Annotated in this window: 21 protein-coding genes; 18 read left to right on the forward strand and 3 right to left on the reverse strand. The window is 64.1% G+C overall.

Translation table 11 applies throughout. From position 1 onward, the window contains the following. Positions 1 to 24 precede the first annotated feature (24 nt). Positions 25 to 1,251 carry a murein hydrolase activator EnvC family protein gene (locus KUV72_RS07660; protein ID WP_315857867.1) on the reverse strand — a complete coding sequence of 409 codons (1,227 nt, stop codon included), beginning with the start codon at positions 1,249 to 1,251 and terminating at the stop codon, positions 25 to 27. A gap of 56 nt (positions 1,252 to 1,307) precedes the next feature. Then, entirely contained in the window at positions 1,308 to 2,879 is a 1,572-nt protein-coding gene (gene gpmI / locus KUV72_RS07665) for a 2,3-bisphosphoglycerate-independent phosphoglycerate mutase (protein WP_206942131.1), read from the reverse strand. A 436-nt stretch (positions 2,880 to 3,315) separates the two neighbouring features. Here gpmI and KUV72_RS07670 point away from each other — a divergent pair, with 436 nt between their 5' ends. From KUV72_RS07670 to KUV72_RS07680, 3 genes are read left to right on the forward strand one after another with little or no spacing between them, the layout of a single operon-like run. Then, positions 3,316 to 3,738, forward strand: a complete 423-nt coding sequence (locus KUV72_RS07670) for a rhodanese-like domain-containing protein (RefSeq protein ID WP_206942132.1) — start codon at positions 3,316 to 3,318, stop codon at positions 3,736 to 3,738. Between the two features lie 44 nt (positions 3,739 to 3,782). After that, the gene (gene secB, locus KUV72_RS07675; RefSeq protein WP_206942134.1) at positions 3,783 to 4,316 is read left to right on the forward strand and encodes a protein-export chaperone SecB; all 534 of its coding nucleotides are present in this window, start codon (positions 3,783 to 3,785) and stop codon (positions 4,314 to 4,316) included. Beyond that, a complete protein-coding gene (locus tag KUV72_RS07680) occupies positions 4,316 to 5,056 on the forward strand; it encodes a 16S rRNA (uracil(1498)-N(3))-methyltransferase (protein ID WP_222237926.1) in 741 nt (246 codons plus the stop codon). Before secB ends, KUV72_RS07680 begins: the two co-directional genes overlap by 1 nt. A 93-nt stretch (positions 5,057 to 5,149) precedes the next feature. Here KUV72_RS07680 and KUV72_RS07685 read toward each other — a convergent pair whose 3' ends face one another. Beyond that, positions 5,150 to 5,884 carry a FadR/GntR family transcriptional regulator gene (locus KUV72_RS07685; protein WP_222162249.1) on the reverse strand — a complete coding sequence of 245 codons (735 nt, stop codon included), beginning with the start codon at positions 5,882 to 5,884 and terminating at the stop codon, positions 5,150 to 5,152. A gap of 431 nt (positions 5,885 to 6,315) precedes the next feature. Between KUV72_RS07685 and KUV72_RS07690 the strand changes: the two genes are divergently transcribed. From KUV72_RS07690 to gshB, 15 genes are all read left to right on the forward strand, one after another. Then, entirely contained in the window at positions 6,316 to 7,290 is a 975-nt protein-coding gene (locus KUV72_RS07690; RefSeq protein WP_222237927.1) for a TRAP transporter substrate-binding protein, read from the forward strand. A gap of 108 nt (positions 7,291 to 7,398) precedes the next feature. Next, positions 7,399 to 7,953 carry a TRAP transporter small permease gene (locus KUV72_RS07695; protein ID WP_222237928.1) on the forward strand — a complete coding sequence of 185 codons (555 nt, stop codon included), beginning with the start codon at positions 7,399 to 7,401 and terminating at the stop codon, positions 7,951 to 7,953. Then, positions 7,950 to 9,233: a TRAP transporter large permease gene (locus KUV72_RS07700; protein WP_222237929.1), complete on the forward strand. Its 1,284-nt coding sequence runs from the start codon at positions 7,950 to 7,952 to the stop codon at positions 9,231 to 9,233. The genes KUV72_RS07695 and KUV72_RS07700 overlap by 4 nt, the downstream gene beginning before the upstream one ends. A gap of 56 nt (positions 9,234 to 9,289) precedes the next feature. Beyond that, positions 9,290 to 10,285 (forward strand): 4-hydroxythreonine-4-phosphate dehydrogenase PdxA, encoded by a 996-nt coding sequence (locus KUV72_RS07705; RefSeq protein ID WP_222237930.1) that lies wholly within the window; start codon positions 9,290 to 9,292, stop codon positions 10,283 to 10,285. A gap of 163 nt (positions 10,286 to 10,448) precedes the next feature. After that, the gene (locus KUV72_RS07710) at positions 10,449 to 11,621 is read left to right on the forward strand and encodes an L-rhamnonate dehydratase (protein WP_222162244.1); all 1,173 of its coding nucleotides are present in this window, start codon (positions 10,449 to 10,451) and stop codon (positions 11,619 to 11,621) included. Positions 11,622 to 11,628: 7 nt separating this feature from the next. Continuing rightward, entirely contained in the window at positions 11,629 to 12,630 is a 1,002-nt protein-coding gene (gene araD1, locus KUV72_RS07715) for an AraD1 family protein (protein WP_222237931.1), read from the forward strand. 78 nt (positions 12,631 to 12,708) lie between these two features. Next, complete coding sequence (locus KUV72_RS07720) at positions 12,709 to 13,719, forward strand: TRAP transporter substrate-binding protein (protein ID WP_222237932.1); 1,011 nt, start codon at positions 12,709 to 12,711, stop codon at positions 13,717 to 13,719. A 29-nt stretch (positions 13,720 to 13,748) separates the two neighbouring features. After that, entirely contained in the window at positions 13,749 to 14,735 is a 987-nt protein-coding gene (locus KUV72_RS07725; protein WP_222237933.1) for an amidohydrolase family protein, read from the forward strand. Between the two features lie 120 nt (positions 14,736 to 14,855). Continuing rightward, entirely contained in the window at positions 14,856 to 15,851 is a 996-nt protein-coding gene (locus tag KUV72_RS07730; protein WP_222237934.1) for a TRAP transporter substrate-binding protein, read from the forward strand. Between the two features lie 68 nt (positions 15,852 to 15,919). Next, positions 15,920 to 16,477: a TRAP transporter small permease gene (locus tag KUV72_RS07735; protein ID WP_222237935.1), complete on the forward strand. Its 558-nt coding sequence runs from the start codon at positions 15,920 to 15,922 to the stop codon at positions 16,475 to 16,477. Next, entirely contained in the window at positions 16,474 to 17,754 is a 1,281-nt protein-coding gene (locus KUV72_RS07740; protein ID WP_222237936.1) for a TRAP transporter large permease subunit, read from the forward strand. Before KUV72_RS07735 ends, KUV72_RS07740 begins: the two co-directional genes overlap by 4 nt. 9 nt (positions 17,755 to 17,763) lie before the next feature. Continuing rightward, positions 17,764 to 18,681, forward strand: coding sequence for an amidohydrolase family protein (locus KUV72_RS07745; RefSeq protein WP_222237937.1), 918 nt, complete (start codon positions 17,764 to 17,766; stop codon positions 18,679 to 18,681). A 102-nt stretch (positions 18,682 to 18,783) separates the two neighbouring features. Next, positions 18,784 to 19,128, forward strand: a complete 345-nt coding sequence (locus KUV72_RS07750; RefSeq protein ID WP_206942150.1) for a hypothetical protein — start codon at positions 18,784 to 18,786, stop codon at positions 19,126 to 19,128. A gap of 109 nt (positions 19,129 to 19,237) precedes the next feature. Next, the gene (locus KUV72_RS07755) at positions 19,238 to 19,990 is read left to right on the forward strand and encodes a S1 RNA-binding domain-containing protein (protein WP_206942151.1); all 753 of its coding nucleotides are present in this window, start codon (positions 19,238 to 19,240) and stop codon (positions 19,988 to 19,990) included. Positions 19,991 to 20,054: 64 nt separating this feature from the next. Next, entirely contained in the window at positions 20,055 to 21,029 is a 975-nt protein-coding gene (gene gshB, locus KUV72_RS07760; RefSeq protein WP_206942152.1) for a glutathione synthase, read from the forward strand. The last annotated feature ends 63 nt before the right edge of the window (positions 21,030 to 21,092 follow it).

Here is a 21,092-nt window from a genome sequence, read left to right on the forward strand (position 1 = left end):
CAGGTGGTATGGAAATGGCAGGGATCAGCGCCGCGCGATCCAGCCGCTGGGGTCAATCGGGCTGCCGCGTCGGCGGACCTCGAAGTACAGTCCGGGGGCGTCCCGGCCGCCGCTGACGCCAACGCGGCCAAGCACCTGGCCGCGCTCGACCCGGCTGCCGACGCTCGTCTCGAACTGCTGCAGGTGGGCATAGAGCGTCATTACCTGATCGCCGTGATCGATGATCAACAGATTGCCAAAGCCGCGCATCCAGTCGGCAAACACCACGCGCCCGGCATGCACTGCCTCGACAGCGGTGCCCGAGGCTGCCTGGATCAGGATGCCATTGCGGTGGACGCCACGGGACTGGTGAAAACGGCTCAACATCATGCCCTGTACCGGCCATGGCAGATCGCCGCGAGTGCGCTCGATGGCGGTAGACGGGGGCGGTCGCTCCAGCCGGGTCATGGCCTCCTGTACGTCGCGCAGCACGCGTTCGGCGTGGGCCCTGTCCTGGTCGAGCGCTGCCAGGCGCGAGGCTTCGGTGTTATAACGCTGGTCCAGCTCGTTCACCAAGGCCTGGCGTTCCTGGCTCTGGCGGGCCAGGGACTGGCTGCGGGCTTCAACATCGGCCCTGAGCGCTGCAAGGCGCTGTGTGCGCTGCTCCAGCGCGTCCCGGTTCTCGTCCAGGCGTCGGTTGAGCTGTGCCAGCAGATCCAGTCGCTGGTTGCGTGCCTCGGCCAGATGGTTGAGGTAGGCCTGCAGGCGGTCGAGCCGGGCAGGGTCGTCCTGATTCAGCAGCAGCTTCAGCTGTGGTGTGGTTCCCATGCGGTACAGCGCGTCCAATTGGCGAGCCAGGGCGGCCTGCTGCTGTTCGCGTTCCGCCTCCATCAGCTCTCGGCGTCTTTCCAGCTCGGCCATTTCCTGGTCGATATCCCGGCGCTCGGCCTGCAGCTCATCCAGCTGTCGGTGGGTGTCGGCCAGGGCGGTTTCCACCTCACGCAGGTCAGCGCTGGCATCGTCGCGAGCGCTATCGGTGCTGGCCAGGCGCCGATTGGCCTCCTGAATGCGCTCACCGATGGCGTCCAGGGTGGCCTGGGCCTCGCGCTCATCGGGGCTGGCGAAGGCAGCGGGCAAGGAGGCCACCGTCATCCCGGTCAGCGGGGTAGGCAGACCGCCCAGCCACAGGGCGGCGGCAAGCAGAAACGTGCCGCAGCGGCCATGAGGCGTGCTTGCGAGGCCATGACGCCGCCTCGTGGGAGACGGCGTCATGGCTGAGCGTGCAAGGGCGGCGGGTCGGCCTTGACGAAAGGGTACGAAGAATCGTCTCACGACAGTTCGATCAGCACCTCGCCGGTCATTTCCTCAGGCACGGTTTCGTTCATCATCGTCAGCAGGGTGGGAGCAAGATCGCACAGGCGCCCGCCATCCTTGAGCCGGGCCTCGCGGCTGCCGACATACACCAGTGGCACCGGGAAGGTGGTGTGGGCGGTCTGCGGGTTGCCTGTCTGCGGATGCACCATCTGTTCGGCGTTGCCGTGGTCGGCGGTGATCAGACAGGCACCCCCGGCTCTCTCGATCGCCTCGACCACGCGGCCTACGCACTTGTCCACTGCCTCGATGGCGGCCTTGGCGGCGTTGAAGTCGCCGGTGTGGCCGACCATGTCGCCGTTGGCGTAGTTGCAGATGATCAGGTCATAGCTGCCGCCATCGATGGCCTCGACCAGGGTGTCGGTCAGCTCAAAGGCGCTCATCTCGGGCTTTTCGTCGTAGGTCTTGACGTCCTGGGGGGAAGGAATCAGGGCGCGCTTCTCACCTTCGAATTCCTGCTCGCGGCCGCCGGAGAAGAAAAACGTCACGTGGGCGTACTTTTCGGTCTCGGCGATACGCAGCTGGGTCTTGCCGCGACGCTCCATCACCTCACCCAGGGTGTTGGTCAGGTCTGCGGGCGGGAAGGCCGAGGGAGCGGGAATGTCTGCCGCGTACTGGGTCAGCATGACCAGACCATCGGCGGCCAGCGTCGGCCGTGCTTGACGGTTGAAGCCGTCGAAGTCCTCGAGCACAAAGGCGCGGGTGAGTTCGCGGGCGCGATCGGCGCGGAAATTGAGGAACAGCAGGGCGTCACCATCGTTGACGGTGACGGCCTCGCCGTTGGGCCGCACGCTGGTAGCGGCCACAAACTCGTCGGTTTCACCACGTTCGTAGGCGGCGGCGAGACCCGCTTCGGCACTTTCGGCCTGCTGCTCGCCGTGGCCTTCGGTAATCAGGCGGTAGGCCTTTTCCACTCGCTCCCAGCGGTTGTCACGGTCCATCGCGAAGTAGCGACCGATGATCGACGCCACGTAGCCGTTATCTTTGCCCACCAGCTCAGCGAGCTTGGCGTTGGCGCGCTCGATCGACGCCTGGGCGCTCTTGGGCGCTGTGTCGCGGCCGTCCAGGAACCCGTGCAGGTAGATGCGGGTGGCGCCGCGGCGGGCGGCCATCTCGGCGATGGCCAGCAGGTGGTCCTCGTGGCTATGTACGCCACCAGGGGAAAGTAGGCCCAGCAGATGGACGGCCTTGCCGGCACTGACGGCAGCGTCGATCGGTGCGGTCAGAACGACATTGTGGTCGATCTCACCGTCCTCGATGGCCTTGGTGATGCGGGTAAAGTCCTGATAGACGATACGCCCGGCACCCAGGTTCATATGGCCGACCTCTGAGTTACCCATCTGGCCGTCCGGCAGGCCCACATGGCGCCCGTCGGTATGGATCAGCGTGTGGGGACGCTCCTTCCACAGGCGGTCCATATGAGGAGTGTCGGCGGCGGCAACGGCATTGGACGCGGTATCTTCGTTGTGTCCGTAGCCGTCGAGAATGATCAGCGCCACCGGGCGCGGTGCGGTCGCAGTGTCCGTCATGAGGAATAGCCTCTAGCTCAAGGTGACCTCGCCCGGCATCCTTCTCTGTGGTCATCGCGGTGGATGACGGGGGATGTCCTGGGGTGTCGTGAATTAACGCTGGTGCCTGGCGTTGCGGGAAGCGTGCAGCATGGCATGCCAAACGTCGCTGACGGGCTTATGGCGTAGGCGAACGGGCTCGCGACACGAACTTCCTTGCGGCATCATATCGCACGCTGGCGTCAAGCGTCATTGCCCCGAGGGGGCACTGACCGCGAGGCATCAGCGCTGAGTCGTGTATACTGGCCGCCCCGCGGCGGTCAGGGGAGACGCAGGCTATGCTGGCGTGCTTCCCTGGCGGTGATCGAGCGCTTCGCAGGTGGTGTCTGACCCCGCGCCTTGATCCTGCGCCCCAGGCCTTCACCATCTTTGCATCCGACAAGAGTTAGCCGAGCCCATGATCGATCAGCTGTTCGAATTTGTGCAGAACCATCCGCTGCTGGTGGCGGCCTTCCTGGCCGTGCTGACGGCCTGGCTGCTGTATGAGCTGCGCAATGCCAATGCCGGTGGCGTCACGACCAGTGAGGCCACTCAGATGGTCAACCGCGAGGACGCCGTGATCCTCGACGTGCGCGACAAGAACGACTTCAAGGCAGGGCATATTGCCGGTGCGCGCAATATCCCCCAGAGCAACCTCGACAATCGCCTTAACGAGCTCGACAAGGTCAAGTCATCGCCCATCGTGGTGGTGTGCAAGCATGGCCAGAGCTCTGGTGCCGTAGCGGCCAAGCTGAAAAAAGCCGGTTTCGAGCGTGTGTTCAAGCTCAAGGGTGGCATGACCCAGTGGCAGACCGATAACCTGCCCATCGTCAAGAAATGATCGCCCGCACTGATTTCTGATTACCCGTTTCAAGGATTTTTACCATGGCAGATGACAACAACCAGAACGCCGGTGCCCAGGCCGCCGGTCAGCAGGATCAGGAAAAGCCGCAGGTGCAGTTTTCTCTGCAGCGCATCTACGTTAAGGACATCTCCTTCGAAGCGCCCAACTCCCCAGGCGTCTTTGGCCAGCCGTTCAAGCCGAAGGTCGGACTGGACCTGGACACGCGCAGCGCCAAGGTCAGCGAGGGTCTGTACGAGGTAGTGATCAAGGTGACCGCCCAGGTGACCCACAGCGAGAGCGGCACCACCTGCTTCCTCGCCGAGATCGAGCAGGCTGGCCTGTTCCGCATCACGGGTATCGAAGGCGACCAGCTGGACCACACCCTGGGTGCTTTCTGCCCCAACGTGCTGTTCCCGTATGCTCGCGAGTGTGTCGACAGCCTGGTCAACCGCGGTGGTTTCCCGCCGCTGATGCTGGCGCCGGTCAACTTCGAAGCACTGTACGCCCAGAAGAAGCGTCGCGAAGCCGAGCAGCAAGGTGCGGCTCAGGGCGAACAGGCGCCGACCGCTCACTGATGAGCGATATCGCCTTCCGGGGCCCCCGCATTCACGTCGCCGCCGCGCTTGTCGCTGGCGGCGACGTCGTTCTGCCCGAAGGAGCCGCGCGACATGTGGGGCGCGTACTGCGGCTCAAGCCAGGCGATTCGCTGGTGCTGTTCGATGGCCGAGGCCAGGAGGCTTGCGCCAGCATCGCTGAGGCCGACCGAAAGAAAGTAAGCGTTCACATACGTGAGGTAAGAGACGGTAGGGGCGAGTCGCCCCTGTCGGTTCACCTTGGCCAGGCGATCTCCAAGGGGGATCGCATGGACTACGCCATCCAGAAGGCGGTCGAGCTTGGAGCAGCGGCGATCACGCCGTTGTACACCGAGCACGGTGACGTGCGTCTGAAGGGGGAGCGCGAGGCCAAGAAGCTGGCGCATTGGCAAGCCGTGGCGGTCAGTGCCTGTGAGCAGTGCGGGCGGGCCACGGTGCCCCCGGTACATGAGCCTCAGACACTGGAGCACTGGCTTGGCCAGCGCGATGAGCCGCTGAAACTGGTGCTGCACCCCGGTACGCCTGGGGTCCTCGATCGCGTTGACGCCGTCGACCGCGCCTGTGTGCTGATCGGCCCGGAAGGTGGCCTGTCCCTCGCCGAGGTTGAGGCAGCGAGCGCCAAGGGGTTCGCTGCCCTGACCCTGGGACCACGCATCCTGCGCACCGAAACCGCCCCGGTGGTGGCATTGACCCTGCTTCAATCGAGGTTTGGGGATATGTGAGCGCTTGCTGACTTTTCAGCTTGACGCTTGTCAGCAAGCCCGGCCAATGCGCCGGGCTTGCTCGTTGTGGGCCTGTACCGTGTTGGAGGCCGCTTACGCCTCCTGCCCCAGCTTGGCCCGGGTGGTGCGGTAGACGCTGTCCAGGTGGGCCAGCATGGCGCGCTCGGCGGCGTCGGGGTCGCGACGCTTCAAGGCGTCGAGGATATGGCAGTGTTCCCGGTAGCTGCGTTCGATGGCGCCGGGTTCGATCATCACCTGGCGGCGCACATTGAGGCCGTAGGCGTAGAGTTCCTCGCTGTAGCCGGCGAGGATCTCGTTGCGGGCGTACTCCGAGATCAGCTTGTGAAAGTTCTGGTCCGATAGCTGGAAAGGCACCGGCGAATCGAACATGTCGGCCTGGGCGTGCAGCAGGCGCTCAAGGCGCATGAGGCCATCGTCGTCAATATTCATGGCGGCCTTGCGGGCAATCGCTGCCTCCACCACGATACGGCTTTCAAATACGCTGTCGACATCATGACGGTTGACGGCATGCCCCTCATCGAACCCGTGCTGGCGCCGATAGGCCTCCAGGTCCCGGTCGGTGGCACACACTCGCGTCTTGGCGCCGTGGGAGACGCTGATCAGGCCATAGCCGCTGACCAGCGACATGGCGCCGCGCACGGTTTCACGGCTGACCCCGAACAGCTGCGCCAGGTCTCGCTCACTTGGCATCACATCGCCGTCTCGCAGCAGGCCATCCAGGATCATGCCCACCAGCTTGTCCGCCAGGATGTCTTTTTTTGTCTTGTTCTTCAGGGTCTTCTCGAAGGCAAAGGCCGAGCTTTCCATGGCGTGGTCCCTCTCATGCGTCGACGTCGTCCGGCAACCTCCAGCGCGGTATCCGCCGTCGGCTCTGTCGTTCGTTTCGGTAGTGGATGATGCCGCGATGGCATTGGCTGTCGTCGGGCTGGCGCGGGTCTCGCGCTTTCCACGGCTTTCTGGTCTGCATGTTAGACCAGATCAATCTCGACGGAAACGTATCTCTTGTTCGTTGCGACTATCTGCTAGACAAAGGTCTAGTTTTACGCCAAATCAGTTGACTGGTCTGGAACGTCACGCCTAGATTTCGTTTCAACTGGTCTGGTAATCCAACCACTAGACCAGATGGCAGCGGAGCCTCGCCATGGCGGGGGCCAGCAGGCGACTCCAGCGGCCATGACCGGCACTCCCAATAACAATCATATCGACATAACAACGATACCAACGCTCAGGAGCATCCCATGAACAAGTGCACGCTCGCTCTCTCCGCTCTGACGCTGGCCCTGGCGTCCACCGTTGCCCAGGCTGACAAGATCGTCTTCGCCATCGGTGGCGCGCCCGGCAGCTTGCAAGGCCAGACCTCCCAGTACTTCGCCGACGCGCTGCAGGAGCGCCTGGGCGACGCCCACCAGGTGGAGTACTACCACAGTGGTCAGATCGGCGATGAACGCCAACTGATCCAGAAGCTGCGTCTTGGTACCGTCGACCTGGCCGCCATCTCATCGATCATGTCGTCGGTGGCGCCGAGCTTCGCGCTGTTCGATCTGCCGTTTCTGGTCAAGGATCGCCAGCACCTGGTGGCCGTGGATCAAGACATCGTCATGACCGACCTGGCCGAGGATGCTCGTGACCAGGGGCTTGAGATCGTTTCGACCTGGGAGAACGGGTTTCGCCAGATCACCAACAATGAGCGTCCGGTCAATGTGCCGGAGGACCTGGATGGCCTGAAGCTGCGTACCCCCCAGAGCGAGTGGCGTACCCGCATGTTCGAGACCTGGGGGGCCAATCCCACGCCGATGGCCTTCTCCGAGGTGTTCGTGGCGCTGCAGACCGGCGTCGTCGATGGTCAGGAGAACCCGCTGTCCAATATCGACGGCGCCAAGTTCCAGGAAGTACAGGACTATCTGTCGCTGTCCAACCACGTCTATTCGCCGATCTGGCTGACCGCCGGCAAGGGCGGCTGGGAAAAACTGCCTGAGGACGTGCGCAGCGCCATCCAGGAGGTGGCCGTGGAAACCCAGGGGTGGGCGCTGGCCAAGGGTGAAGCGCTGGACGGCGAGCTGGTGTCGGTGCTGGAGGAGGCCGGCATGCAGGTCAATATGGTCGACCGCGGCGCTTTCGTGGAAGCCAGTACACCGGTCTATGAGGCCTTTGCCAGTCAGGTGGACGGCGGCCAGGCGCTGATCGATCGGGCGCTGGGCCTGGCCGGCGAATAACTGGCCGGGTGCCACCAGGGACGTCGCCATGGCATCCCTGGTGGCTACTGTCCTTTCTCTTTTGTTGCTATACCCGCTGCCCATATATCCCTGCTGGAGATCGAGACCATGACGCCGCTCGACACGGCACGCCTGTGGCTGGAACGCCTGCTGGAGTGCTTTACCGTCACCTTGCTGCTGACACTGACGACCATCGTGCTGGTCGCCGTGGCACTGCGTACCTTTGGCGGCAACCTGCCCTGGTACGACGAGGTGGCCTCCATCAACCTGGCCTGGTTGAGCTTCTACGGCGCCTGTCTGGCCGCGCTCAAGCGTGCCCACATGGGCTTTCCCGGTCTTGTCGCCAAGGCCAGCCCTGGCCTTCGCAGCAGTCTGTTTGTGCTTTCCGAGATCATCGTTGTCGGCTTCTTTCTGGCGGTGGGCTACTACGGCTACCTGGTGCTGCCGATCCTGGCCTGGGACAGCCTGGTGGCGTTGCCGTCGATCGGGCTGGATGTGACCCAGTCGGTGATTCCGATCAGCGCGGCGCTGTTCATCCTGTGTGAACTGCTGAGCCTACCGGTGGCGTGGAACAAGGTGCGTGCCGGTATCGACAGCGAAGAGGAAGCCATCGAAGAGGCGATCCGCATCGCCGAGCAAGACTTGAAGGAGCACCGCTCATGACGCTTTTGATCGTGATCGCCGCGCTGTTCGCGTTGGTACTGATCAATGTGCCCATCGCGGTGGCCATCGGCACCGTGGGCGTGGTCGGGGTGGCCGTCTTCATGGGCGTCGATTCCCTGGTCAATGTGCCATTGACGCTGTTCAACGGCGCCACCAAGTTTCCGCTGATCGCCATTCCGCTGTTTATCTTTGCCGGCGCCCTGATGAATACCTCCGGCATCTCGCTGCGCCTGATCAACCTTGTCTCCGCCATGGTCGGCTTCGTCCGTGGCGGCCTGGCCATGGTCAACGTTGGGGTGTCGATGTTCTTCGCCGAAATCTCGGGGTCCGCCGTGGCTGACGTGGCGGCCACCGGTTCGGTGTTGATTCCCGAGATGAAGCGGCGCAAGTACAACGCCAACTTCTCTGCGGCCATCACCTCATCCTCGGCGTCGCTGGCGATCATCATTCCGCCGTCGCTGTCGATGATCCTGTACGGCGCCATCGCCGACACCTCCATCGTCAAGCTGTTCGTGGCCGGCATCATTCCCGGCATCCTGGGCGGCGTCGGTCTGGCCATGGCCTGCTACTACTACGCGGTGAAGTACGACCTGCCCCGCGAAGAGGCGTTTTCGCTGTCGCGCCTGGGCAAGGCGTTCAAGGACGCCTTCTGGGCGCTGACCCTGCCGGTGATCATCCTCGGCGGCATCTTCGGCGGCTTTGTCACCGCCACCGAGGGAGCAGGTATCGCGGTGCTGGCCGCGCTGGTCATCGGTGGCCTGGTCTACCGCGAGCTCAATCTCAAGATTCTCTACCGCGCGGTGATCGAAGGCGTGATCCAGACCGCGGTGGTGATGCTGCTGGTGGCGACCTCCGCGGTGCTGGGGCTGTTTCTCACTGAAATGCAGCTGCCCCAGGAGCTGGCGCGCCAGATTACCGCCATTACCAGCGACCCGGTTGCGGTACTGGCGTTGCTCAACATCCTGCTGCTGCTGCTCGGCATGTTCCTGCACGGGGCCGCCGCGATCATTCTGGTGGTGCCCATCGTGATGCCGCTGGTCCAGCAGATCGGCATCGACCCGATTCACTTCGGCCTGATCCTGACGCTCAACCTGGCCATCGGCCAGCAGACGCCGCCGGTGGCCTCGGTGCTGGCGACCTCCTGCTCGATCGCCAAGACCGACATGTGGGAGGTGACCAAGGTCAACCTGCCGATGATCTTCGTGCTGTTCGTGGTGCTGATGCTGGTCACCTACGTGCCGGCGATCCCCATGAGCCTGGTGCATGCCTTCTACGGCTGACGCTTTCGAACTTCCGCCTCACTGGCGCTACAGACAATCGAACAAGGAATAACGACATGACCCAGAAGACTCCCCTGATCGCGCTGACCCTCGGTGACCCTGGCGGTATCGGCCCGGAACTGGTGGCCAAGCTGTTGGCCGAGGGCGAGGCCACCCAGGGCTGCCATACCGTGCTGATTGGCGACCGCTGGCTATGGCAGGAAGGCCAGCGCGTGGCTGGGGTGAACCTCGAACTGCCCGAGGTGGAGAGCTTCAAAGAGGCCCGCGATCACCGTGGTCCTGTGTTTCTCGAGATGGACACGGTGTCGCCTGAGCAGACCGCCTACGCCGAGGCCAACGCCGCGGGTGGCGCCTCGGTGCTGGCGGTGCTGAGCCGCTGCATCGAAGCCCACAAGGCCGGCGAGGTCGACGGTATCTGCTTTGCGCCGCTCAACAAGTACGCCATGAAGCTAGGTGGGCTGGGCCACGAGGACGAGCTGCACTGGTTCGTCGAGAAGCTGGGTGTGACCACCTTCTTCAGTGAATTCAATACCCTGGGAACGCTTTGGACCTCGCGTATCTCGTCCCATGTGCCACTCAAGGACGCCCACACCTACATCACCGAGGAGCGTATCGTCGCCGCGGCCACCCTGATTCACGACACCCTGAAAAAGGCCGGCTTCGACGCGCCCAGGGTCGCGGTGGCGGGCTTCAATCCCCACGCCGGCGAAGGCGGCACCTGTGGACGTGAAGAGATCGACATCATCGCCCCGGCGGTGGAGGCATGCGTCGCCAAGGGCTACCCCATCGTGGGGCCTTTCCCTGCTGACACGGTGTTTCTCAAGGCCCGTGATGGCGAGCTGGACGCGGTGGTCACCATGTACCACGACCAGGGCCAGATCGCGATCAAGATGCTGGGCTTTGATCGTGGCGTGACCATCCTCGGTGGCCTGCCGGTGCCGGTAGGGTCGCCGGCCCATGGCACCGCCTTCGATATCGCGGGCCAGGGCAAGGCCAACCTGACCCCGACTCGTAACGCCTTCAACCTGGTCAAGGCCATGTGCCTCAACTGATTGACGGCTTCTCGATTTACCAGCCCTTTTAACCAGCCCTATGAACCAGCCCTTTTAACCAGCCCCGGCCATCGGCCTTGGCGGCAACTCTTGCCGATAGCGGTGATGGCGATACGAGCATCGGCAGCTTGGGCGGCATGACAAGAATGCGACAGGAACCGACATGAAGATCACAAACGTACGTACCCGAGTCTTTGAGTGGAACGGTCATACGGTAGCGCCCCAGGCGCACTTCTGCTCCAACGCCATGGACGAGCTGTGGGACAAGGGCGACTCCATGGGGACCTTCCGTTTCCACGGCTGGACCACGGTCGAGGTCGAGACCGACGCTGGCCTCGTTGGCCTCGGCAATGTGGCCCTGGCACCGCGCATCGCCAAGGCGATCATCGATCAATATCTGGCGCCGCTGGTGATTGGCCAGGACCCCTTCGACTACGAGTACCTGTGGCAGCGCATGTATCGCTCGACCCATGCCTGGGGTCGTCGTGGTATCGGTATGGCGGCGATTTCCGGCGTCGATATCGCCATCTGGGACCTGATGGGCAAGGCGGTCGGCAAGCCGGTGTTCAAGCTGCTTGGCGGACGCACCAAGGAAAAGATTCCCTGTTACGCCTCCAAGCTCTATCGCACTGACCTCAATGAGATGCAGCGTGAGGCCCAGTCCTATCTGGACCAGGGCTTCAAGGCCATGAAGATGCGCTTTGGCTATGGCCCGAAGGACGGCCCGGAAGGCGTTCGCGAAAACCTCAAGAGCGTCGCAGCGGTGCGCGAGGTCATCGGCGACGACATCGACCTGATGCTCGAGTGCTATATGGGCTGGAACCTGGAGTATGCCAAGCGCATCCTGCCCAAGCTCGAGCGCTTCGAGCCGCGCTGGCTCGAGGAGCCGGTGCTGGCAGATGACATCGACGGCTACGCCGAACTCAATGCATTGACCAGCATTCCGATCTCCGGTGGCGAGCATGAGTTCAACCACTACGGTTTCCGCCAGCTGCTGGAGAAGCGCGCCGTATCGGTGGTGCAGTACGACACCAACCGGGTCGGGGGTATCACCGCCGCGCGCAAGATCAACGCCATCGCCGAGTCGTTCAGCGTGCCGGTCATCCCCCATGCCGGCCAGATGCACAACTACCATCTGACCATGTCGACATTGGCGTCTCCGATGTCAGAGTTTTTCCCGGTGCATGACGTCGAAATCGGCAATGAACTGTTCTATTACCTGTTCAAGGGCGATCCCGAACCGGTCAATGGCTTCCTCGATCTGGATGACGACCTGCCTGGTCTGGGGCTCGAGCTCAACGAACAGTACTTCGACCAGTTCACCATCATCGAGTGAGACGACCATGCGTGTGATCCAGTACGAAGAGCAGGGTCGTCTGCGCGCTGCGCTGGTCGATAGCCCTGAGCGGGTCATCCCCATCGATATCGATGGTGGGGTCTATGCCCTGGCCTTGCAGGCCATCGACACGGGGACGTCTCTCGCCAGCGTGATCGAGGCACGTCTGGAGACGGGCAGCGTCGACTACCAGGCACTGGTCGACGAAGGACGCTTGCGGCCGCCGCTGACCCATCCGGACCCGGCCCACTGTCTGGTGACCGGTACCGGCCTGACCCACCTGGGCAGCGCCGATACCCGCAGCGCCATGCATGCCAAGATCGAGGGTGCCAGCGAAGCCGAGCTGACCGATTCCATGCGCATGTTCCAGATGGGGGTCGAAGGCGGCAAGCCTGGCCCGGGTCAGAGCGGCGCCCAGCCCGAGTGGTTCTACAAGGGGGACGGACGCTGGGTAGTGGCCCCGGAGGCTACGCTGACGTCACCGGCCTTTGCCGAGGATGCCGGTGAGGAGCCGGAGCTGGTCGGGCTGTACGTCAATGGGTCCGACGGGCGCCCCTACCGGGTCGGCTTCGCCATCGGCAACGAGTTCTCCGACCATGTCACCGAGCGCCACAACTACCTGTGGCTGGCCCATTCCAAGCTGCGTCAGTGCAGCTTCGGGCCGGAGCTGCATATCGGTGAGCTGCCCGAGCATCTGGAAGGGGTGAGCCGTATCACCCGTGCCGGCGAGGTGCGCTGGGAGAAGTCGTTTCTCACCGGCGAGGCCAATATGTCCCACAGCATCGCCAACCTGGAGCGCCACCACTTCAAGTACGCAGGCTTTCGCGCCCCTGGGGATGTGCACGTGCATTTCTTCGGTACCGCCACCCTGAGCTTCGCCGACGGCATCCAGGTGGCACCGGGGGATCGTTACGAGATCGAGTTGCCGGCCTTTGGCCGTCCATTACGTAATCTGCTGGCTCAGGAGGAGGCAGCCCCCGAGGCCGAGACCCGGCCCACTGCACTGTAAACGCCGACGCGCATAGCGCAGATCACCGCCGCGCCTGGATGACGTGGCGGTGTCTATCACCTCCTCGAGGATACGATAATGATAACGTCCCTGAACGCCTTTGCTCCGACCCTTCGTTTTACCGCGCTCGCTGCCCTGGCCGGAGGCTGTGTCCTTGGCGCGGCCTCGGTGTCTGCCGCGACGCTGACCTTCGCCCACACCCACCCGGTGCAGGATGCCCAGCACAAGGCCGCCGAGCGCTTCGCCGAACTGGTCAAGGAGGGCAGCGATGGCGAGCTGGAAGTGCGTGTCTTTCCCAGTGGCCAGCTTGGCAGCGACACCGCCCTGGTCAGTGGGGTACGCAGCGGCAGCGTCGATATCGCACTGACCGGCAATCCCTACTACACAGGCCTGGTGGGCGAACTCAACGTGCTCGATCTGCCGTTCCTGTTTGACGACTACGACCATGCCTACCGGGTGCTGGACGGCGACGTCGGTCAGTCGCTGCTGGACAAGCTCGGCGAGCACGACATGACCGGACTGGCGTTCTGGGAGATCGGCTTTCGTAACCTGACCAACTCCCGCCGGGCGGTGGAAAGCGCCGCCGACATCGAGGGGCTGAAGCTGCGCACCACGCCGAATCCGGCCCATATCGCGGCCTTCCAGGCGCTTGGGGCCAACCCTACGCCGATGCCTTTCACTGAGCTGTTCACGTCGTTGGAGACCCGCACCGTGGACGGTCAGGAGAACCCGGTCAGCCTGATTCGCTCGGCCAACTTCTACGAGGTGCAGGACCACCTGTCGCTGACGGCTCACGCCTACACCGCGGCCCCGCTGGTGATGAACAAGGCCAGGTTCGAAGGACTGCCCGAGGACCAGCGCCGGCTGTTGGTGGAGGCCGCCCGGGAAGCTGCCAGTTACGAGCGTGCCCTGTTGGCGGATGGCATGGCCGACGACCTGGCCTTCCTCAAGGAGCAGGGCATGCAGGTGGTCGAATCCCCGGATCGAGATTCCATGCGCGAGGCGGTGGCGGATTCGGTGCGCTCGACCTTCGCCGACGAGTACGGCAGCGAACTGATCGATGCCATCGTCGCCGCCAAGGCCGAGTAGCCCTGGGCGCCCCAGCAGGAGGAGTGGTCATGCAGCTTGACGTAGCGCGCCGGCGCTTTCTGGAAAGCGGTGAGGATCGCGATCTGCCGATCGTCGATGCGCACCTGCATTTCTGGGACCCGACCCAAAATTACCATCCCTGGCTGTGTGACGAGCCGCTGATCCCGTTTCGCTACGGCGATTACCGGGCCATTCGGCGTCCCTTTCTGCCACAGGAGTACCGGCGCCTGGCCGGCGTTCACCGAGTGCTGGGGTGCGTCTACATGGAGGCCGAGTGGGCGCCGGACCAGGCCGTGGGTGAGGCGGCCTGGATCCAGCGCCTGCATCAGGCGACAGGCTGGCCCAATGCCATGCTGGCCCAGGCCTGGCTGGACCGTGACGATATCGAGGAGCAGCTGGCGGCGCTGTCCGACTATCCGCTGGTCAAGGGGGTGCGCCACAAGCCGACCAGCATGCGACGGCAAGACTATCGGCCGGGTCATGGCCTGGCCGGTTCGCTGGAATGCTCGCGCTATCAGACCGGCGTGGCGGCCCTGGCGCGGCGGGGCTGGATCTTCGAGCTGCAGGTGCCCTGGTGGCATTTGGGCGAGCTTGTGACACTGCTCGAGCGCCACCCCGACATGCCGGTGGTGATCAACCATGCCGGTGTTCCGGGAGATCGCGGTCCCGCGACCCTGGCAGGCTGGCGCGCCGCCATGCACAAGATCGCCGGCTATCCCCAGGTCATGCTCAAGCTCTCGGGCATTGGCCTGGCGGACCAGCCCTGGCGGCTCGCCGACAACCGGGAGCTGTTGCACACCGCCATCGAGCTGTTCGGCCCCGAGCGCTGCATGTTCGCCAGCAACTTCCCGGTGGACAGCCTCGTTGTCGATCTCGCCGAGCTGTTCGATGCCTTCAAGGCGGTGAGCGCGGGCTATACCCGTGAGCAGCGTCTGGCGATGTTCTGCGATAACGCCGTGCGCTGCTATGGCCTGGACGATTCCCGCCTGGCGCTCATCTCTGACGATCACCCCTGACGACTACACCTGCCGCTGGCCCTGGCATCAACTCTGGTATCAAGCCTGGTATCAAGCTTGGTATCAACCCCAGGGCGGCGAATGAACCCCCTAACGGATAACGAAAAAGGTAGCCCCAACATGATATCCGCAAAGCACATTCTGCTCGCTTCAGCGCTGGTCGCCGGCCTCGGTCTTGGCGGTACCAGTCAGGCCGCGGTCACCGCGCGTATGGGCACCAGCCTGCCCGATACCCACCCCCAGACCCTCGGGGCAAAACGCTTCGCCGAGCTGGTCGAGGAGAAGACCGATGGCGAGATCAAGGTTCAGGTCTTCAGCAACGGCATTCTCGGCAACGACGTCAACATGACCTCGATGCTGCAGGCGGGCACCCTGGCCTTCACCGCACCGTCTACCGCCACCCTGGCCAGCCTCAACCCCAATTTCAGCATCGTCAGCCTGCCGTTCCAGTTCGACGACAGCGAACATGCCGACGCCGTGCTCGACGGCCCCGCCGGGCGTGATCTGCTGGCGAGCCTCGCCGACAAGGGCCTGGTGGGCTACGAGTTCTGGGAAAACGGCTTTCGCCATATCACCAACAGCCGCCGGGCGGTTGAGGCCGCCGACGATGTGGAGGGCCTGAAGATCCGCACCATGCAGAACGAGCTGTACATCGACATGTTCAATGGCCTGGGCGCCAACGCCGTGCCGATGCCGGTGAATGAGCTGTTCACCGCGCTGGAGACGCGCACCGTCGACGGCCAGGAAAACCCCTATAGCGTGATCGAGTCCAAGCGCTTCTTCGAGGTGCAGCAGTACCTGTCCCAGACCGCCCATGCCTACGACGCCCAGGTGTTGATCGGCTCGGCCAGCTTCCTCGACGGCCTGACCGACGACCAGCGCGAGGCCATCGCCGAGGCAGCGCGGGAGGCCACTCTGTATCAGCGTCAGGCCAGCCGCGAGCTGAATGACCGGCTGCTGGCAGAGCTGTCCGACAAGATGACCGTCAACGCGGTGCCGCTGGAGCAGCGTCGCGCCATGGGCGAGCGCCTGGCGCCAGTGATCGAGGCCCATCGTGACGCCCTGGCTGCCGACTTCGTGGCTGACTTCGACAAGGCCCTGGCCGAGGCCCGTTAACAGGCGCCAACGCCAGGTAGGTATCTCCGGGGCGGAGTGTCCGCCCCGACTGCAAGGAGGTCGACGCCATGTCGCCATCCTCTCCGTCCTCCGTGAAACACGATCCGCCCGCCCACGGCGTGGGGGCGTCGCTGATGCGACTGTCACGGGTTACCGAGCGTCTGCTCAATGCCCTGATGGTGCTGGCGCTGGTGGCCATGATCGCGCTGGTATTCACCAACGTGGTGCTGCGTTATGGCTTCAACAGCGGCATCTCCATGAGCGTCGAGCTGTCGCGCTTCCTGTTCGTCTGGGTGACCTTCCTGGGCACCGTGGTCTGCCTGATGCGCCACGAGCATCTGAGTGTGACCACCTTCAGCGACCGCCTGCCGGCGCCGTTGCAGGCCGTGCTGGCTCGCCTGGTGACCCTGGTCATGCTGGGCTGCTGCCTGATGCTGCTCAAGGGTAGCTACGCCCAGACCCTGCTCAACTGGAGCAACGTCTCGCCGATCAGCGGTATCCCGGTGGGGGTGTTCTATCTGGCGGGGCTGGTGGCGGGGGGGCTGATGTCGGTGATCCTGCTGTTTCGGCTGGTAGCGCCGGCCTCGTTGAGCCGCCCGGCTGTCTCTGGGGAGGAATTGCCATGACCATCGGTCTGTTTCTGACGTCACTGCTGGCGTCCATCGGTCTCAGCCTGCCGATCGCCTTCGCACTGCTGGTCAGTGCGGTGGTGCTGATGCTCCACCTGGGGCTGTTCGACTCCCAGATTCTGGCCCAGAACCTGGTCAACGGCGCCGACAGCTATACCCTGCTGGCGATTCCGTTCTTCCTGGTGGCGGGCGAGGTGATGTCCCGGGGTGGCCTGTCCAAGCGCATCGTGGTGCTGGCGATGAGCCTGGTCGGCCATCGCAAGGGCGGGCTCGGCTTTGTGGCCATCTTTGCCGCTATCGTCATGGCCAGCCTGTCCGGTTCGGCGGTGGCTGATACCGCGGCGCTGGCCAGCATGCTGCTGCCGATGATGCGCGAGGCGGGCTACCCGCTGGGGCGTTCGTCGGGGCTGATGGCGGCCGGGGGCATCATCGCGCCGATCATTCCCCCGTCGATTCCGCTGATCATCATCGGCGTGGCGGGCAGCATCTCCATCACCAAGCTGTTTCTGGCAGGTATCGTGCCGGGGCTGATCATGGGCGTCACCCTGGTGGTGATGTGGCTGTTCATGACCCGCAAGGAAGACCTGGTGGTGGCTGAGAAGGCGTCCGGCAAGGCGCGCCTCAAGGCATTACGCCAGAGCTTCTGGGCGATGATGCTGCCGGTGATCATCATCGGGGGCATCAAGACCGGCATCTTCACCCCGACCGAGGCCGGAGTGGTGGCGGCGGTCTACGCCATTGTCGTGTCGACCTTGATCTACCGTGAGCTGAATCTGTCCGAGCTGTACCAGGTGCTGATCCAGGCGGCGCGTTCCACCGCCGTGGTGATGTTCCTGATCGCCGCTGCCAGCGTGGCCTCATGGCTGATCAGCATTGCCCAGCTACCGATGCTGGTGGCGGACCTGCTGGCGCCCCTGGCCGACAACCCGCGGCTGCTGATGCTGGCGATCATGGCTATCGTGCTGATCGTTGGCATGGTCATGGACCTGACGCCGACCATTCTGGTGCTGACACCGATCCTGATGCCCATCGTCAAGATCGCCGGCATCGATCCGGTCTACTTCGGCATCATGTTTGTACTGAACTGTGCCATCGGGCTTATCACGCCGCCTGTCGGCAACGTGCTCAACGTCATCACCAGCGTGGGCCAGCTCAAGTTCGAGAAAGCGGTGGCGGGCGTCATGCCCTTCGCCCTGGCCTATGTGGTGATCCTGCTGCTGTTCGTGGCCTTCCCGCAGATCATCACCGTGCCGCTCTACTGGCTCGCAGGATAAGGAGACATCATGGCAATCCAGGATCTGATCGACGCCCACCATCACTTTTGGGCGCTGGATGGCAGCGTGCATTACCCCTGGCTCGAGGACGAGATCAATCCCCACTTCTTCCTCGGCGACTATCAGGCCTTTCGCCGCCCCTTCGAGGCGCCGGACCTCAAGGCGCTGGTGCCGGAAGGCTATCGCCTGGTCGGCACGGTGCACTGCGAGGCCGAGGCCGAGCGCAGCGACCCCGCCCGGGAAACCGCCTGGTTGACCGAGCATGCCGAGCGCCACGGGCTGCCGGTGGCGCTGGTGGGCTGGGCCGACTTTGCCAGCGCCGATTGCGAGGCGCAGCTCGAGGCGCAGATGGCCTCGCCGCTGTTTCGTGGCGTGCGCGCCAAGCCGGTGACCGCGGCGCGGCCTGACCAGGTGGGCGAGATCGTCGGCCAGCCTGGCTCGCTCAGAGATCCTGCCTGGACCCGGGGGCTGCGCTTGCTGGAGGAGCGGTCGCTGTCCTGGGATCTGCGTGTGCCTGCCTGGCATCTGGAAGAGGCCGCCGAGGCGCTGGAAGCGACGCCCGCACTAGAGGTGATCCTCAACCATACCGGTCTGCCCTGGGACCGCTCCCCCGAGGGGCTTGCCCAGTGGCGGCGGGGCATGCACCGGTTGGCCGACAACTCGCGGGTCACGGTCAAGCTGTCGGAGCTGGGTAGTCCCATGGCGGCCTGGGATGAACAGGCCAATATCGCCATTCTGGCCGAGGCCATCGACATCTTCGGGCCCGAGCGCTGCATCTTTGCCAGCAATTTCCCGGTGACCGGGCTCAATGCCAGCTACGCCACCTGGTTGGCCATGGTGGAGCGGGCCATCGCCCAGGCTGCGCCCCAGGCTCGCCAGCGGATTCTCCACGACAACGCGGTGCGCTGTTACCGCCTTGATGCCTGAACGTGATGCCTGAAGGGGAGCATTCTCCGCTATCGTAAGGAAGTATGCTTTTTCGCCTACCCTGCAAAGGGTACTTCTGCCCGATGATGAAGGAGTCGCGCCATGGCAAGACGTCCTGCCGGAATGTCGTCCGCTCAGTGGGGATCCCCCCTTGGCTATTGGTTGATGGGCATGCAAATGACCCAGATGATGGTCGAAGCGCAGTGGGTCATGGGCATGCGCTTGCTGGGTATGCGAGGTCTGTGGGCGGTGGCGCCCAACGAGGATGTGCGCATGGTCACGGAGAAGATGACGGCGTTCACCCAGTCGGCCCTGGCCGCACAGCGGGCCGTGATGAAAGGCCACAGCCCTGATCAGGTATGGACCGCAGCCATCCGGCCGCTGGGGCGCAAGACGTCGGCCAACAGCCGGCGCCTGGGGCGTCGGGGTCCCCGCTGGCCGAACTGAAGGGCGTCATTGTTGACGTTGCCTGATCGTAGGGTCTGCCGCGGGCGGTATCATGTGCCCGCGGTAGTCGCCATAATAGGCGCTGCACACTTTTGCGGAACCCTTCCCCATGTCCGATTCCCGCCATCGCGGGGCGCCCCCGCGCTCCAGCAATAGCCGTTCTTCCTCCTCACGGACCCGCCAGGGCCACGGCGCGCCGAAGGTGATGGTGGGTGAGGTGGCCGACCTGCGTGTGGTGCAGGTCACCGACTTCGGTGCCTTTCTCGATTGGGGGCACGAGCGTGACCTGCTGTTGCCCCGCAGCGAACAGCGCCTGACGCCCGCGGTCGGGCGCCGTGTGCTGGTCAAGGTCAGCGAGGATCACAGCGGTCGTCCGGTGGCCTCTCAGCGGCTTGAGCGCTACCTCAGCGATCATAGCGACGAGCACCGCACCGGTGACCAGGTGGTGTTGATCATTGCCGATACCACCGAGCTCGGGGTCAAGGCGGTGGTCGATCACCGCTGCTGGGGTCTTCTGTACCATGATGAGATCAGCCGCCCGCTGCGTCGCGGCCAGCGCTTGACGGGCTACATCAAGCGCGTGCGCGAGGATGGACGGCTGGATCTGTCGTTGCTGCCTCCCGGCGAGGCCCGCCTGGACGTGGTGGGGGAGCAGGTACTGAAGGCGTTGCGAGATGCCGGGGGATATCTTCCCCTGTCCGACAAGAGCCAGGCTGCAGAGATCAAGGCACGCCTGGGCGTCAGCAAGAATGCCTACAAGCAGGCGATCGGCAGGCTCTACAAGCGCCGACTGATCGTCATCGAGGACAGCGGCGTGCGGCTGGCGCCCAGGGAATCGGGCTCGGTTGCCGACAGTGACTGACCTTGGTGGCGCCGGGGGTGTCGGGCATACTTGACGTCATCAACCGCTAGCGGACGACGCCCGAATGACCAATCGCCCCCTTCGCGTCGGCGTGGTGATGGACCCCATCGACCAGCTGACCTACAAGAAAGACACCAGCCTCGCCATGCTATGGTCCGCTCAGGATCGTGGCTGGAGCCTGTCCTACATGGAGCAGGAGGACCTGTTTCTGCGGGAAGGACGGGCGTATGCCCGGCAGCGCCCGCTCCAGGTACACCGTGATCCGACCCACTGGTACGACCTGGGCGAGGCCGAGTCACTCCCCCTGGCCGAGCTTGACGTGATCCTGATGCGCAAGGATCCGCCGGTGGATAGCCACTTCCTCAACGCCGTGCACCTGCTGGCCTTCGCCGAGCGCGAAGGCGTGCTGGTGGTCAACCCCACTCGGCCGCTGTTCGAGTGCAACGAGAAGCTGTTCGCCCAGCAATTTCCGCAGTGCTGTACACCGACCCTGGTGTCCTGTCGCGACAGCGAGATCCGCGCCTTCCAGGCCGAGCACGGCGACGTCATCCTGAAGCCGCTGGACGGCATGGGTGGCAGCGGGATCTTCCACATCGGCCCCGAAGGCCGCAATCTTGGCGCGGTCATCGAGACCCTGACCGAACGTGGCCAACGCCAGATCATGGCCCAGCGCTTCCTGCCCGAGATCAAGGACGGTGATACCCGCATCCTGCTGGTGGACGGCGAACCCGTACCCTACGGTCTGGCCCGTATCCCTTCCGCTGGCGAGACCCGCGGCAATCTGGCCGCCGGTGGCCGAGGGGTCAGCCGCGAACTCACCGACCGCGACTACTGGCTGGTCGAGCAGGTCAAACCGGTGATCAAGGAAAAGGGGCTGATGTTCGTTGGGCTGGATGTGATCGGTGACTACATCACCGAGATCAACGTGACCAGCCCCACCTGCGTGCGCGAGATCGATGACCAGCGCGGCACGGACATCGCTGGACTGCTGATGGACGCCATCGAGCGTCGTGTGGCTGCGCATCACGCCGGGCGCTGACTCGGCTCACGGGGTGGCGTCGGACAACGCTTGCCTGGCCCACTGTCGCTGAGCGCGATAGTC

Origin of the sequence: Halomonas sp. DP4Y7-1 (assembly GCF_019800705.1) — a bacterium.
Lineage (GTDB): Bacteria > Pseudomonadota > Gammaproteobacteria > Pseudomonadales > Halomonadaceae > Halomonas > Halomonas litopenaei_A.

What these genes read in the sequence shown, in the direction of transcription:
- KUV72_RS07755 (WP_206942151.1), top strand. Translation starts at nt 19,238, where the DNA reads ATGTCCGATTCCCGCCATCGCGGGGCGCCCCCGCGCTCCAGCAATAGC.
- KUV72_RS07730 (WP_222237934.1), top strand. Translation starts at nt 14,856, where the DNA reads ATGATATCCGCAAAGCACATTCTGCTCGCTTCAGCGCTGGTCGCCGGC.
- araD1 (WP_222237931.1), top strand. Translation starts at nt 11,629, where the DNA reads ATGCGTGTGATCCAGTACGAAGAGCAGGGTCGTCTGCGCGCTGCGCTG.
- KUV72_RS07705 (WP_222237930.1), top strand. Translation starts at nt 9,290, where the DNA reads ATGACCCAGAAGACTCCCCTGATCGCGCTGACCCTCGGTGACCCTGGC.
- KUV72_RS07725 (WP_222237933.1), top strand. Translation starts at nt 13,749, where the DNA reads ATGCAGCTTGACGTAGCGCGCCGGCGCTTTCTGGAAAGCGGTGAGGAT.
- KUV72_RS07685 (WP_222162249.1), bottom strand. Translation starts at nt 5,884, where the DNA reads ATGGAAAGCTCGGCCTTTGCCTTCGAGAAGACCCTGAAGAACAAGACA.
- KUV72_RS07720 (WP_222237932.1), top strand. Translation starts at nt 12,709, where the DNA reads ATGATAACGTCCCTGAACGCCTTTGCTCCGACCCTTCGTTTTACCGCG.
- KUV72_RS07735 (WP_222237935.1), top strand. Translation starts at nt 15,920, where the DNA reads ATGTCGCCATCCTCTCCGTCCTCCGTGAAACACGATCCGCCCGCCCAC.
- KUV72_RS07740 (WP_222237936.1), top strand. Translation starts at nt 16,474, where the DNA reads ATGACCATCGGTCTGTTTCTGACGTCACTGCTGGCGTCCATCGGTCTC.
- gpmI (WP_206942131.1), bottom strand. Translation starts at nt 2,879, where the DNA reads ATGACGGACACTGCGACCGCACCGCGCCCGGTGGCGCTGATCATTCTC.
- KUV72_RS07750 (WP_206942150.1), top strand. Translation starts at nt 18,784, where the DNA reads ATGGCAAGACGTCCTGCCGGAATGTCGTCCGCTCAGTGGGGATCCCCC.
- KUV72_RS07660 (WP_315857867.1), bottom strand. Translation starts at nt 1,251, where the DNA reads ATGACGCCGTCTCCCACGAGGCGGCGTCATGGCCTCGCAAGCACGCCT.
- KUV72_RS07700 (WP_222237929.1), top strand. Translation starts at nt 7,950, where the DNA reads ATGACGCTTTTGATCGTGATCGCCGCGCTGTTCGCGTTGGTACTGATC.
- KUV72_RS07680 (WP_222237926.1), top strand. Translation starts at nt 4,316, where the DNA reads ATGAGCGATATCGCCTTCCGGGGCCCCCGCATTCACGTCGCCGCCGCG.
- KUV72_RS07695 (WP_222237928.1), top strand. Translation starts at nt 7,399, where the DNA reads ATGACGCCGCTCGACACGGCACGCCTGTGGCTGGAACGCCTGCTGGAG.
- KUV72_RS07745 (WP_222237937.1), top strand. Translation starts at nt 17,764, where the DNA reads ATGGCAATCCAGGATCTGATCGACGCCCACCATCACTTTTGGGCGCTG.
- secB (WP_206942134.1), top strand. Translation starts at nt 3,783, where the DNA reads ATGGCAGATGACAACAACCAGAACGCCGGTGCCCAGGCCGCCGGTCAG.
- KUV72_RS07690 (WP_222237927.1), top strand. Translation starts at nt 6,316, where the DNA reads ATGAACAAGTGCACGCTCGCTCTCTCCGCTCTGACGCTGGCCCTGGCG.
- gshB (WP_206942152.1), top strand. Translation starts at nt 20,055, where the DNA reads ATGACCAATCGCCCCCTTCGCGTCGGCGTGGTGATGGACCCCATCGAC.
- KUV72_RS07670 (WP_206942132.1), top strand. Translation starts at nt 3,316, where the DNA reads ATGATCGATCAGCTGTTCGAATTTGTGCAGAACCATCCGCTGCTGGTG.
- KUV72_RS07710 (WP_222162244.1), top strand. Translation starts at nt 10,449, where the DNA reads ATGAAGATCACAAACGTACGTACCCGAGTCTTTGAGTGGAACGGTCAT.